Genomic DNA, 14406 nt, shown 5'->3' on the forward strand with positions numbered 1-14406 from the left:
ATGGAACAATTAACACTACCGGATATTCTCACCCTTGAAGAAACCTCTGCATATCTACGACTACCCATTGAAACAGTTTTGCATCAAGCTACTTTGGGAAATATTCCAGGACGTAAAATTGAAGATGACTGGAGATTCTTGAAAGTGGCGATTGATGACTGGCTACGTTATCAAAGTAGTCGAGCGATTCTTCTGCAACAAGCAGGAAGTTTAGCAGATGATGATTCAATAGCAGAATTGAGAGCCACAATTTATCAAGCAAGGGGACGCTCAGAAGTTGATGCGGAGTCTGAAGGTTGATGTATTTGCTTGATACTGACACACTCACATATCTTTATGCTGGAAATGCTAATGTAGTTGAGCGATTAAGGTCTGTAAATGATCCAGAAGTTGGCATTACTATTATTACGAAAGCAGAAGTTTTGCGTGGCAGGATCGAATATCTTTTAAAAGCCAATTCAGGATTAGATTTACTCAAGGCGCAATCTCTTCTATTTCGTACAGAAGACCTACTTAGTCAACTTTTGGTTGTACCTGTCAGTCAAGCCGCATCAGAACAGTTTGAGCGTTTACGCATCATCCCAAAATTCCGAAAAATAGGACGAGCCGATTTATTGATTGCTAGTATTGCTCTCTCTAATCAAGCAACCTTAGTAACAAGAAACATCCGTCATTTTAGACAGATTCCTGGTGTACAAGTAGTAAATTGGGTTGACTAGAGTGGGTAAGCCTATTTATTGGTATAACGGCAAATTAATTGAGTCTCAAACCCTGGAATTAGATATTAACGATCCGGGGTTGCTTTATGGTGCAACGGTGTTTACTACATTGCGAGTTTATGAAAATTCTCTCGATAGTAGTTTAACTAACTGGCAGGCACACTGCGATCGCCTCCAGTTAAGTTTACAAGCTTTTACTTGGCAACAACCAGATTGGCAGCGGATACATCAAGGTGCAGAAATTCTCATCCAACATTTCCCCGTTCTCAGAATTACCTTGTTTCCTGATGGTAGGGAATGGATAATTGGCAGAAATTTACCAGCAGATTTAACAAAAAAACAACAAAATGGGGTGAAATGCGCCATTGCACAACCAGAATTTTCTCGCAACTTGCCTTCTCATAAAACAGGAAATTATTTGGGTGCTTGGTTAGCTAAAAATAGTGTGCAAGCTTTAGCAGCCGAGGAAGGGATTTTAGTTGATATTGCAGGTAATTGGCTAGAAACTACCACTGGTAATCTTTGGGGCTGGCGAGATAATTGTTGGTGGACACCGCCCTTAGATGTAGGGATTTTACCCGGAATTATGCGATCGCAAATTATTCAATGGCTGCAAAACCAACAGCTACAAGTACGAGAGGAACCTTGGACACTTGAGTTAGTCACGGGATTTGAAGCGATCGCCTACACTAATAGTGTGGTAGAAATTATCCCCATTCATACCGTCGAGCAAGCTTCAGGGTCGCTACAATATAATCCCCACCATCTCAATTTTCAGCAAATCAGGAGGCTTTTTAGCATGACAACCGTACCATTTTGGTATACCTTAAAATAAGTTAACATAATTCTTAATAATGCCCTCTCATACAGAGACGCTCCGCGAAAGCACAGAATATACAGGAGATAGACCTTAGTGAATAAAAGATGGAGAAATGCGGGGCTGTACGCGCTACTGTTTATTGTTGTCATTGCGCTGGGAACAGCATTCTTTGACAAACAACCACAAAACACACAAACATGGCGCTACAGTCAATTTATTCAAGAAGTTGAAAAAGGTAGAGTTACACAAGTTAGGGTGAGTGCAGATCGTTCTACAGCGATTGTTAAGGCTCAGGACGGAACTCAGATTAAAGTCACCTTAGTTAACGACCCCGACTTAATTAACACTCTCACCTCTAAAGGCGTTGATATTTCTGTATTGCCTCAAACTGATGAAGGTTTTTGGTTTAAGGCACTAAGCAGTTTATTTTTCCCTGTACTGCTGTTAGTTGGTTTATTTTTCTTACTCCGCCGCGCTCAAAGTGGCCCTGGTAGCCAAGCCATGAACTTTGGTAAATCCAAAGCGCGAGTGCAGATGGAACCCCAAACCCAGGTAACATTTGGTGATGTTGCGGGGATTGACCAAGCCAAGCTCGAATTAAACGAAGTTGTAGACTTTCTCAAAAACGCCGATCGCTTTACTGCTGTCGGTGCAAAAATTCCTAAAGGAGTATTATTAGTTGGGCCTCCAGGTACAGGTAAAACCTTACTCGCTCGTGCTGTGGCTGGGGAAGCTGGTGTACCGTTCTTCTCTATCTCTGGTTCCGAATTTGTAGAAATGTTCGTGGGTGTGGGTGCTTCCCGCGTCCGTGATTTATTTGAACAAGCTAAATCTAACGCTCCTTGTATCGTCTTCATCGATGAAATTGACGCAGTTGGTCGTCAACGGGGTGCAGGTTTAGGTGGTGGTAACGATGAACGGGAACAAACCCTCAACCAGTTACTCACCGAAATGGATGGTTTTGAAGGTAACACTGGGATCATCATCATTGCTGCTACCAACCGTCCAGACGTTTTAGACGCAGCTTTATTACGTCCTGGTCGTTTTGACCGTCAAGTTGTAGTAGATCGTCCCGACTACGCCGGACGCAGCGAAATCCTCAAAGTTCACGCCCGTGGCAAAACCTTAGCCAAAGATGTGGATTTGGATAAAATTGCGCGTCGTACCCCTGGTTTCACTGGTGCAGATTTATCTAACTTGCTGAATGAAGCGGCAATTCTCGCTGCACGTCGCAACTTAACCGAAATTTCGATGGATGAAATCAATGATGCCATCGATCGCGTGTTAGCTGGCCCAGAGAAGAAAGACCGGGTAATGAGCGAAAAACGCAAGACCTTGGTAGCTTATCACGAAGCTGGTCACGCTTTAGTTGGTGCATTGATGCCCGACTATGACCCAGTACAAAAGATTAGTATTATTCCTCGCGGTCGTGCAGGTGGTTTAACTTGGTTCACCCCCAGCGAAGACCGGATGGACACAGGTTTATACAGTCGCTCCTATCTGGAAAATCAGATGGCTGTGGCATTAGGTGGTCGTTTAGCCGAAGAAATTATCTTTGGTGAAGAAGAAGTAACCACAGGTGCTTCTAACGACCTACAACAGGTAGCAAGAGTAGCCCGTCAAATGATTACTCGCTTTGGGATGAGCGATCGCTTAGGGCCAGTGGCTCTTGGTCGTCAGCAAGGTAATATGTTCCTCGGACGCGATATCATGTCAGAGCGCGACTTCTCTGAAGAAACCGCAGCTGCCATTGACGAAGAAGTGCGGAAACTCGTAGATACAGCCTACAACCGCGCCAAAGATGTGTTAATCAGCAACCGCCACATTCTTGATCAGTTAGCACAAATGCTAGTTGATAAAGAAACAGTAGATGCCGAAGAATTGCAAGAAATCTTGGCAAACAATGATGTGAAAACTGCCGCCTTTGCTTAAGCAACTGCGGTAATCATCTAAAATTTGGATTTGGGGTAGTTCTGAAAAAGAATTACCCCATTTTTTCTTTGAATTCTTTGCGTCTTACCCTGCGGTTGATATTGAGACAGCTAATTTTCTGCATTAGATTTAGATAAAATTAACCGCAGATGAACGCGGATAAACGCAGATAAAAATGAACTTGACAACTAACCAATCCTCAGAATTTGCTATCTATGATTCCGGGATGCTGTCAGATTACGTCACAGCATTAGCTTGGTCTCCTTCAGGTGAAATTCTTGCGGCGACATCTGCGGCTGGCGAGGTGGTGCTATGGAATGATGGCAATGCCATAGAGTTGCAAAGTGGTAGCGGTAAATCTGTAGACTGTGTGGCTTTTTCGGCCGATGGCAAATTTTTAGCGGTTGGTGGACAGGATGGACAAGTCAAAATTTGGCGGGAAAATGAACTCATCGCCACCTTAGAAAATGCACCAGCCTGGGTAGATAAGTTGGCTTGGAATCATACTAGTAACTTACTGGCTTTTAGTTTGGGGCGTTATGTGCAAGTCTGGGATGCTGATCTGGGTGAGATAGTCGTCACCTTAAATTTTGATAACTCCTCAGTTTTAGGGATAGATTGGCGTAGCGATGGCCAGTATTTAGCCATTGGTGGTTATCAAGGAGTCAAGATTTGGGAGAGTAAAAACTGGGATGAAGAACCATTCTTTCTGACTATGCCAACTGTCAGTGTAGCTATGGGTTGGTCGCCTGATAGCAAATACTTGGCTTCCGGGAATATGGATCGCAGCGTCACAGTGTTGGACTGGAGTAATCCCGACCCTTGGATTATGCGTGGCTTTCCTGGTAAGATTCGGCAGTTAGCATGGTCAGAAGCTACTACTGAACTAGGTGCGCCGATACTTGCTACTTCTAGTGTTGAGGGTATTGTCGTCTGGGAAAAGTTAGAGGATGAATCCTTGGGTTGGGAAGCACGAGTGTTGACTAATCATGTGGATGTGATTAATGCGATCGCATTTGCACCCCACAGCTTTTTGTTAGCCTCCGCCGGCGCTGATGGTTTATTGTGTTTGTGGACAGCAGCAGCACAAGTATCCCAAATTCTCACAGGTGCTACCGCCGGGTTCTCCACCTTAGCTTGGCATCCCCAAGGTCAATTTCTCGCCGCAGGTGGTGAACAAGGCGAGTTAATTATCTGGTCAAAAGATGTATAAAATTCCCTCATCTTTTTGTTGAACAATTTTTAATTGATCCTTTTTTAAACGCAAAGTAGCGCTGAGGTAAACGCGGAGTACACAGAGTTTGTGTATCTGTTTTGCCATGAACTTATGCAATCTTATACTTAGTCCTGAATATCTAACATTTCACTGTTATTGAATAATAATGATGATCGTTAGATTCAGTCTAGTTATTAGGAATTAATTATGCTAAACAAATTACTATTTATCCATTCCTTACGCGTTGCTTTTACTATCTTATTGATTGGATTGGTGGGTTGTGCAAGACAAGCCACTAATACTTCTTTCACACAAACTACAACACTTGATGAAAGTCTTCCTAAAGTTGTGGCCACAACCAGCATATTATGTGACTTAATTAAACAAGTTGCAGAAAATACAGTGAATCTCGCCTGTTTAATTCCCCCAGGTACTGACCCCCATAACTATCAAGCAAACACGGCAGATCGTGAAACTATTGACCAAGCTAATTTGATTTTTTACAATGGCTACAATTTTGAACCAGGCTTGATGAGAATTATTAAATCAACTAGCAATACTGCACCCAAAATAGCTGTAAGTCAGTTAGCAGTTCCTAAACCGCAAAGATTTATTGAAGATGGACAAAGAATTACAGACCCCCATATTTGGCACAATGCTAAGTATGGTATCAAAATGGTAGAAGTAATTAGCAACAATCTCAAGAAATTAGAGCCTGATAACGCAGGAGTTTATAATAGTAATACTCAACGGATTAAAAGTGACCTAACTCAGTTAGATAGTTGGATAAAAACGAGAATAGCTACTATTCCTCGTGAGAAACGTAAATTAGTCACCAACCATAATGCAATGGCTTATTATACTAAAGCATATAGTATTCCACTAGCAGGAGTTTTGGCTGGTATTAACCCAGACGATAAACCAACAGAAGGACAGATAAACAATTTAGTTAACGAAATCCAGCAAGCTAAAGTACCAACTATTTTTGCTGAAATAAATATTAACCCTAAATTAATTCAATCAGTGGCGCAAGCAGCAGAAGTCAAAGTTTCTGAACGAGGGCTTTATACGGATAGTCTTGGAAAAACAAAAAGTGATGGTGATAGTTATCAAAAAATGATGGTTGCGAATACACGCACCATTGTCGAGGGGCTTGGAGGAACTTATTTAATATTTCAACCGAAAGTTAGTAAGTAGCATTATTTAATAAGTTGCTAGTTTATATGTTTTTTTCAAATTGACTCAGCAAGTTAGGATTATGGGGTAAAACTTCTACCTTCATAGCTATTTGAAATGCCCAGAATATAGAGTATCTTCTAAAAGAATAGGAAATTCAGCAATGTTTACCAAAAAATACCATTGGGAACAGGTAGTACATTTACAGATGTCTTACCTTTAGAACCCAAAAAATAGGTGCATCGGATGAATCGAATTCTTATTGCTGAGGATGAACCCAGAATAGCGGCGTTTATTGAGAAAGGATTGCGTTCTCACGGTTTTACAACCTCTGTAGCGGTTGATGCACACTCAGCTACGGAAATGGCGTTAGGTAGTGCTTTTGACTTGATGATTTTAGATTTAGGGCTTCCGGGTAAAGACGGCTTAGATGTTTTAGAAGAATTACGCGGACAAGGTGAAAATTTCCCGGTAATTATTTTGACTGCGCGTGATGACATTCAAGATAAAGTTGCAGGATTTGAAGCAGGTGCAGATGACTATATTACTAAGCCTTTTCGATTTGAGGAATTGTTAGTAAGGGTAAAGGCGAGATTACGTAACAGTGTTAGCAGCCAAGCTAGTGATGAGATGGTACTTAAGGTTGGGAATATAATTTTGGATTTGCGATCGCGTAAAGTAAAAGTAGGTAACAAAACACTAGAACTACCAGCACGGGAATTTACCCTCGCCGAAACTTTCTTTCGTCATCCTGGACAAGTTTTGAGTCGTGAGCAATTGTTAGATAGGGTATGGGGTTACGACTATGATCCAGGTTCTAACATTGTCGATGTTTATGTTGGTTACTTGCGTAAAAAATTAGGCAATAACCTGATTGAAACTGTTCGAGGTATGGGTTATCGTCTGCGAACATGAAAAATTTCTCATGAAACTTTCATCGTCTTCTTATCTTAGACAAATAAGATAATTACGAGTGAATGCTGACATGACAAGTTTCATATTTATAGTAGTTAATTAATAATATTCAAAATGCGACACTTAGCGCTTATAGTAGTACTCTATGTGTCGTATTGTTTTTTTGATTAACAGTTAACAAACTAAATAATATCACTAAAATAAATAATATATTAATAGCATAATCTCAGCTAAATATAGCTATGTATACATAAAAATGCGGAGAAATAAAAATTCCCAAGAACGGGTAACAAAAACTTGCTTAAAATATATTAAAAGTTTTTTTTGGGCTACACGCACCCAGATTTTTTTCTGGTATTTTCTCATTTTATGCTTTGTATTTATTTTTTTTGTGCCAGTATTTCGTTATTTTTTATATGCCCAAGTTGAGAAACGTGTCCATAAAGAAATCAACGAAAAAATGGATACTTTTCTCGAATTAGTTAATGGTAATCCGAAATTATTTGATTATCTGGAAAATGGAGAAAAAGACGATACGATTAATCTACTTAAGGAGGCAGATAACCGTTTAATTAAACCACCAAAATCTTTAGAAGAGTTAAAAGAGTTTTTTGATGCTTTTTTGGTAAATCAAATTCCCGAAGACGACACATTTTTAATTGCTTTAACAGAAGGAAAATTTTATAAATCTAGCCCTAGAGGTAGACCAAAAGAACTTAGCAGAGACTCGGCTTTAATGCGATATTGGTCAAAATTAACTCAACCAGAGGAAGGAGAAAGGAAGCTTCCTGGTAGCAGTGTGGAAAGTATTATTTATCTGGCTCAACCTGTGAAAATTCAGGGCGAAGTTATTGGGGTATTTGTAATTGCCCACACTACGGCTGGGGAACATGGGGAAGTAGTAGAAGCTATCAGAGTTATTATCCCTGTGAGTGCAGGAATTTTAGTTTTAGCTTTAGTATTAGCTTGGTTTGCTTCGGGAAGAATTCTCGCACCTTTACGCTTGTTAACCCAAACTGTGCGTAATATTAGCGAATCAGATTTAAATCAGCGCCTCTCTATTCCTGGTGAGGGTGAACTTGCAGAACTAGCAGCTACTTTTAATGAAATGATGGATAGGTTACAAGCTGCTTTTATCAGCCAGCGAGATTTTATTAACGACGCTGGCCATGAATTACGCACGCCTATTACAATTATTCGTGGTCATTTAGAGTTGATGGGTGATGATCCGCAAGAAATCCAAGAAACTCTAGCATTAGTCATGGATGAACTAGAACGGATGAACCGATTTGTGAATGACTTAAGTTTACTAGCAAAAGCGGAACGTCCTGATTTTTTGTATTTAGAAACAGTCGATATTAGCGTTTTAACCGAAGAATTATTTGTGAAAGTTCAAGCTTTAGGCGATCGCAACTGGCAACTGAAGACTACTGCTAAAGGTAGAATTGTTGCAGATCGCCAGCGTTTGACTCAGGCTGTAATGAATTTAGTACAAAATGCTACTCAGCATACAAAAATTACTGATACAATCACCTTGGGTTCAGCTATTTATCGAGGTAAACTTAGCTTTTGGGTAAGTGACACTGGCGAAGGTATTGCCCAAGTTGATCAACAAAGAATTTTCCAACGTTTTGCGCGTGCTGCAAATAGTCGCCGTCGTTCCGAAGGAGCCGGGTTAGGATTATCAATAGTTCAAGCCATTGTAGAGGCTCACGGTGGACAAGTTACCCTGGAAAGTAAATTGGGAAGAGGAGCCACATTCACAATTACATTACCTTTATAAACACCTCAAAATAAAAATATTTAAAAGACCTATTAATAAAGTAAAAATAAAATTCCTCAGAATGTCTGAGTTGGGTTAAACTGCGTTAAAAGCTACGGCAATTAACAGCATTTAGCTTGACATTATCTTATGCACATACAAAAAATTATATTTGGCACTTTTAATGCTTGGCTTATTTTATTTCTCTCGGCTTGCAATAGTTCACACAACCAAAACAACCGCATACAAGCACCTGAGATTGTAGACAAAGCATTTACAGAAAAATATTCTCATATTCCTCGTGTTTGGGAAAAGACTAACTACGGCTATGAGGCGACTTATATACAAAATAATATCAAATACGAAGCTGAATTTTCTGATACAGGTGAATGGTTGGAAACTGAATACTATGTCACCTCAAAAGAATTTCCTGATATTGTATTAAAACGCATCCGCCAAGAATATCCTAACTTTAAAATTACAAAATATGAAATAGAAATTACACCCGAAGGTAACTTCTATGAGGTGGATATTACTGATGGAGAAATTGAATATGAGCTATATTTTGATGGAGACGGGAATAGGCAATTAGATTTATATGAAGACTAATATTTAATCATGAGAAATTTCTCATATTTTCCTACATATTTTGATGCTAATTTATTATGTATAACCAACTACATATTTATAATTAATCATTGCATTGAAAATGCCTAGTTTCTATCAAAATTTCATCTTTACATCGAATTTTATATTCGCTACATCACTAGTTGCTATACCAACATTTGCCTTAGAAAATCAGTCAGAGACTCTTCCATCAGATATCTCACAATTAACATCAGTTTCTCAAGTTTCTGACATTCAACCTACGGATTGGGCATTTCTAGCTTTACAATCATTGATAGAAAGATATGGTTGTATTGCTGGTTATTCTAATGGTACATTTCGTGGCGATCGCGCTATGTCACGCTATGAGTTTGCAGCAAGTTTAAGCACTTGTTTAGCAAAAATTCAAGAATTAATTAGCACAACAAAAGATAGCTTGATAACTCAAGAAGATTTAAATGTAATTCAAAAACTCCAATCAGAATTTGCCGCAGAATTATTAACAATCAGCAATCGGGTAGATGCTGTAGAAAATCAAACTGCTGAGTTAGTAGCAAATCAATTTTCTCCGACAACAAAACTCGAAGCGGAAGCAATCATGACTGTTGCTAGTGTTTTTGGTGAAAATATTGCTGATAATAATCTCACATTTGCTCAACGGATGCGCTTAAATTTTGTCACTAGCTTTACGGGAAAAGATGAATTAAACCTCCGTTTAGAGTCAGGGAATATTCCAGAATTTGATGAAAATATTACTGGAACAGGAATGACTCGTTTAGGCTTTGATGAAGATACAGGTAACAATGTTGGTCTAGATGAAGTATATTATGCTTTTCCTATTGGTGATAGAATCAAAACCACACTAGCGATCGCCGAACTAGAATTAAATGATATTGCAGAACCAATCAATCCTTTAGCCAGTAGTGGGAGTGGTGCAGTTTCCCGCTTTGGTAGATATAACCCGATTGTCCGCGGTATGGATGGAGCAGGATTAGGGCTTAACTATCAACTAAATCAAAACACTAATCTTGGCTTTGCTTACATGACTAATGATGCAGCATTACCAACAGCCAAAAATGGTTTATTTAATGGTAACTTTGCTGCATTAGGACATTTGAATTATCAACCAGGTGCAAATTTAGGCATTGCTTTTACCTATATTCATGCTTACTATGCAGGCGGTGGAGAAAGTGGCGTAAATTTGACAGGTAGCACAGGTAGTTTAACAGCGCGTAGTCCTTTTGGTAATGTTGCAACTACAGCAAATTCCTTTGGTTTAGAAACTAGCTGGCGAATCAATCCCAAATTTATTGTTTCTAGTTGGGTTGGTTATACAAAAGCAGAGTCACCAGTCACAAATGATGATGCTGATATTTTAAACTATGCGGTGAGTTTAGCATTTCCTGATTTGGGAAATGAAGGAAATTTAGCTGGTTTAGTTATTGGAATGCCACCAAAAGTTATCAGTAGTAGTTTAGTTAGTGATAGGGATACTTCCTTACATATAGAAGGGTTTTATCGTTTGCGGGTGACAGATAATATTTCCATTACACCGGGAGTTTTTCTCATTACGAATCCGGAACATAACGCCAATAACGAAAGTCTTTTTGTAGGTACTATCCGCACCACATGGAAATTTTAATTATTTTTAGATAAGTGAGTGCGGATGCTGTTTAATAAATCAGTAAATTTAAATGGTTTGCTGATATAAGGAACAGTTTTATTTGCCGATTGTGGGATTTGTTTTAGCACATCATGATTGGCACTAACTATAATTGTCGGAATTAGCATATTATGAGCGCGAAGTTCAGTTAATACAGTGAAACCATCCTTTACAGGTAAGTTAACATCTAACAGCAACAAGTCAAACTTAGCTGTCGTCAACATTTCTAAAGCCTGTTCACCATTGTTAGCGATCGCAGTATTAAAGCCATTTTTACGCAAGCCTTTTTCAATAAAAGCCGCAATGCGAATTTCATCATCAACAATTAGAATATTCTGCATAACTATTCCTAAAATTTAGACATTCAAAAATCCCCAAAATAACCTGATAAATAGTAGATTTTGGGGAAAAATTCAATTAATTCTAGCTATACATTAACGTAGAGATTTCGAGAGAGTTTTTTAGATCCGTCGAACTCACGTTAAATTGCTAACTTCTAATTTTATAGCCAGAACTGACTAAATAACTTTCTGCAACGCTTCTTTCTCTTCGCCCTCTCTGTTTCGATTTTTCCTTACCTTGACGTAAATCTTGATAACGCCTAATTTGTTTACCAACTAACAACAACCGCGCAACTTGTTCAGCTGCATTAGTTAACAAAGTTGCAGTTTGCGAAATCGCCTCATGCAATTGACAGGGATGTGTCAAAATACTATTGAAATAATCAATCCCTTGTTGAAAATTAATTTCTGCACCCTCGCCAATCGTACCCACCAATGCAATCACGGGTAATTGATAACGCTTGGCACGTTTCGCAACTTCAGCCGGAATTTTCCCCCGTGGGGTTTGAAAATCAATGCAACCTTCCGCCGTAATTACTAAATCAGCTTGAGGAATCAAACTATCTAATTCTAAATAGTCCATGACAATATCGTAGCGTGGGTGTAATTTAGCGCCAATTAACGCTTGTAAGCCAGTACCCAAACCACCAGAAGCACCACTACCCGACATTTCTCGCATATCAATACCTAAATCTGCTTGGATAACCGCGGCGTAGTGTTCTAATGCTAAAGCCATTTTTTCTACTGTTTCTGGAGATGCGCCTTTTTGCGGGCCGAAAACTCTCGCCACACCCTTCTCACCACACAAAAGATTATGCCAATTGCAAGCTACATCAATCTGAACTTGATTTAAACGAGAGTCTTTTTGTGAGAAATCAAGGCGTTTAAGTTTAATTAATTCACTGCAACCTAAACCTAACTCATTACCATTTTCATCTAGCAACTTCACACCCAAAGCTTGCGCCATTCCCGCACCACCATCGTTAGTACCAGAATCACCGCAACCCACTAAAATACGTTCAGCGCCAGCATCTAACGCCGCTTTAATTAACTCACCTACACCATAGGTTGTGGTGATCATGGGGTTTCGCATATCCCTAGGTACAAGCCGTAACCCCGCCGCCGCCGCCATTTCCAACACGGCTGTCTTTTTACTAGTTCCACCCAAAAAGCCAAAGTGAGATTCTACCTTTTGTCCCACGGGGCCAGTTACTTCCAAGTGATGTAAAGTACCACCTGTGGCTGCTACTAGGGTTTTGGTAAAACCTTCACCACCATCTACTAAAGGTGCTTTGCAAATATTTACATCGGGTATAACCCTGGTGATACCTATAGCAATACAATCAGCGACTTGTTCCGCGTCAAGACTTTCTTTAAATCCAGAAGGAGCGATTAAAATGTTTAGTGTCATTATTAATTTCCTGCGGCAATCCAGCCGCTTTTTTTGTCGTTAAATTGGAAAATGCAGAGATGGGTAAAAATTACAGAGATAACCCTACCCAACGCCACCAGGTAAAGTAAAACAACAGAATTAAAGCAAAGTGAATCACAATCATCACTGAACTTAGGCGCAGTAAATCTGTTGGTTTAAAGCCTTCGTCTGCATCTTGGTAAACCATCAGTGCTTTAGAACTGACAGGGAAGGTGAGACAATAGTCCATACCTAAAGTGCTAAGAAACAACACAGCGACAGGATTGATATTTAAACTACTAGCGAGGTAAAGCAGCGGCGGAACTAAAGCCGCGGCTCTAGCGGTGTGAGAAGTCATATATATGTGGGAAGTTAGAGAAATAATTGTAATGAGTAGCAAAATCAAAAAATGAGATTTGGCGCTGTTGATGTTACTAAATTGAAAAATATTATTAATCAACCATCCCGAAGCGCCAGAACTGATTAACGCCCGTCCTAACACTAAAGTTGCACCGACAAAAATAATCAGATTCCAAGAAACAGCTTTGACTGCATCTTTCCATTTAATAACTCCAAAGTTAGGCGCGGTGAGAATCATTGCACCGATGACGGTGACGGTGGCAATTTCTAAACCATGCCATTGTTCAGTTATCCACAATGCCAACATTAACAATACAATCAACAATGTTTTGCGTTCTGGTGCAGATAAAGGCGCTGATTGCAAATATTCCACATTTAGTTTTTGTTGCAAGCGTTTTTTATCTAAAAATAGCCGCATAATTACCCAGCAAGAGGCATAACTAGCAACAACTCCAAAGGGTAAGCCGTAAAGCAACCACTGACTAAAAGAAATACTTCTATCGGAAATTTCTTGTAATAAATCTTGGGCGACTAAATGTGAACCGGCTCCAGTTAATGAAACAATCGTAGATACAAGAATAATAGTTGGCATTAACAATGCTAGAGCGCGACGAGTCCGTTCATCCTCCGTAGCGTGGGCGACGCTGCGAAAAATCGGATGGGTCACAGCAGCGCGTCCAGAGGTGGAGGGAATTAAAAATGACAGAGGAATTAAAACTGTAGTTAACAGCCAAAATAAACTGCTGACATTGTGCGCTTTCGCTGCAACTATTTGAGTCAGCCGTGTGGCTAAACCAGTCTGCTTAACTGCGCCGCCTAAAATAAATGCACCTATCATTAACCAGACAACATCGGAACCCAAAGACTCAAAAAATTGTTCTTGAGAAATGCTTCCAGTCAACAGCAGCAACAGCACCGAAACCATCGCTACATAACCAGCATTAATTGAGGTGGTTGACCACAAAATTACTGCTAGGAGAAATACAAATATTGTCAACCGTCCCTGTGTAGATAAACCATTCAGTAAAAATACTATGACTCCAGAGAGAGAAGTTAAAAATAATGCTAGAAGAGACTTGAACTGCCAACGGGTGGAAGTCCGAAAAAATGCCCCTAATCTTTTTATGAATGTATTTATAGAAATATCCTTGTATTTATCTACAGATAGTTTCATTTGTTTGTGTTTACGTTACTTTCCTCAGCCAAGCTTGATTATGGATGTGCCTCCTGACTGTAAGTACAGCCTCGATGATTAGTGTTTAACTTGGGCTTAATCTAAATTAAATTAGACCTTGATGAGAAGATAATTAAGATAGTGTGAGAAAAGTCTCATGAAACAATAAGCAGTTGAGCAACGTCAAAAATCTGATATTCAGCGATCGCCCGCTCCCCAATTTTTTCGGGAAGTCGGGAATCTATGCAAAAGTAAAGTTTAGTATCAAAGCCTATTGTGTTGATTTAGCTGTGATAATTTAGTAATTGAAG

13 protein-coding genes are annotated in these 14406 nt (G+C 39.6%); 10 read left to right on the forward strand and 3 right to left on the reverse strand.

Annotation, left to right across the window (positions count from 1 at the left end):
- The 10 genes from AC504W_RS17955 (at position 1) to AC504W_RS18000 (ending at position 10788) form a co-directional block, all read left to right on the forward strand.
- Positions 1-300, forward strand: coding sequence for a helix-turn-helix domain-containing protein (locus AC504W_RS17955; RefSeq protein WP_494873612.1), 300 nt, complete (start codon positions 1-3; stop codon positions 298-300).
- Positions 300-719, forward strand: coding sequence for a type II toxin-antitoxin system VapC family toxin (locus tag AC504W_RS17960; RefSeq protein WP_494873613.1), 420 nt, complete (start codon positions 300-302; stop codon positions 717-719). Before AC504W_RS17955 ends, AC504W_RS17960 begins: the two co-directional genes overlap by 1 nt.
- A 13-nt stretch (positions 720-732) precedes the next feature.
- Positions 733-1554 carry an aminotransferase class IV gene (locus tag AC504W_RS17965; protein WP_494878688.1) on the forward strand — a complete coding sequence of 274 codons (822 nt, stop codon included), beginning with the start codon at positions 733-735 and terminating at the stop codon, positions 1552-1554.
- 78 nt (positions 1555-1632) lie between these two features.
- Complete coding sequence (ftsH3, locus tag AC504W_RS17970) at positions 1633-3471, forward strand: ATP-dependent zinc metalloprotease FtsH3 (protein WP_494873614.1); 1839 nt, start codon at positions 1633-1635, stop codon at positions 3469-3471.
- Between the two features lie 175 nt (positions 3472-3646).
- Complete coding sequence (locus AC504W_RS17975; RefSeq protein WP_494873615.1) at positions 3647-4684, forward strand: WD40 repeat domain-containing protein; 1038 nt, start codon at positions 3647-3649, stop codon at positions 4682-4684.
- A gap of 210 nt (positions 4685-4894) precedes the next feature.
- Positions 4895-5884, forward strand: a complete 990-nt coding sequence (locus AC504W_RS17980) for a metal ABC transporter solute-binding protein, Zn/Mn family (protein ID WP_494873616.1) — start codon at positions 4895-4897, stop codon at positions 5882-5884.
- Between the two features lie 225 nt (positions 5885-6109).
- Positions 6110-6778 carry a response regulator transcription factor gene (locus tag AC504W_RS17985; protein ID WP_494873617.1) on the forward strand — a complete coding sequence of 223 codons (669 nt, stop codon included), beginning with the start codon at positions 6110-6112 and terminating at the stop codon, positions 6776-6778.
- A gap of 256 nt (positions 6779-7034) precedes the next feature.
- Positions 7035-8561, forward strand: a complete 1527-nt coding sequence (locus tag AC504W_RS17990; RefSeq protein WP_494873618.1) for a sensor histidine kinase — start codon at positions 7035-7037, stop codon at positions 8559-8561.
- Between the two features lie 129 nt (positions 8562-8690).
- Positions 8691-9149: a PepSY-like domain-containing protein gene (locus AC504W_RS17995; RefSeq protein ID WP_494873619.1), complete on the forward strand. Its 459-nt coding sequence runs from the start codon at positions 8691-8693 to the stop codon at positions 9147-9149.
- Positions 9150-9249: 100 nt separating this feature from the next.
- Positions 9250-10788 (forward strand): iron uptake porin, encoded by a 1539-nt coding sequence (locus AC504W_RS18000; RefSeq protein WP_494873620.1) that lies wholly within the window; start codon positions 9250-9252, stop codon positions 10786-10788.
- Here the strand turns inward: AC504W_RS18000 and AC504W_RS18005 are convergent.
- From AC504W_RS18005 to AC504W_RS18015, 3 genes are all read right to left on the reverse strand, one after another.
- On the reverse strand, positions 10785-11150 hold the full coding sequence (locus AC504W_RS18005) for a response regulator transcription factor (RefSeq protein ID WP_494873621.1): 366 nt from the start codon (positions 11148-11150) through the stop codon (positions 10785-10787). The genes AC504W_RS18000 and AC504W_RS18005 overlap by 4 nt on opposite strands.
- Before the next feature lie 148 nt (positions 11151-11298).
- Positions 11299-12561: a glycerate kinase family protein gene (locus AC504W_RS18010; RefSeq protein ID WP_494873622.1), complete on the reverse strand. Its 1263-nt coding sequence runs from the start codon at positions 12559-12561 to the stop codon at positions 11299-11301.
- 70 nt (positions 12562-12631) lie between these two features.
- Entirely contained in the window at positions 12632-14095 is a 1464-nt protein-coding gene (locus AC504W_RS18015; RefSeq protein WP_494873623.1) for an SLC13 family permease, read from the reverse strand.
- Positions 14096-14406: the final 311 nt, after the last annotated feature.

It is taken from the genome of Nostoc sp. C96 (assembly GCF_059384975.1).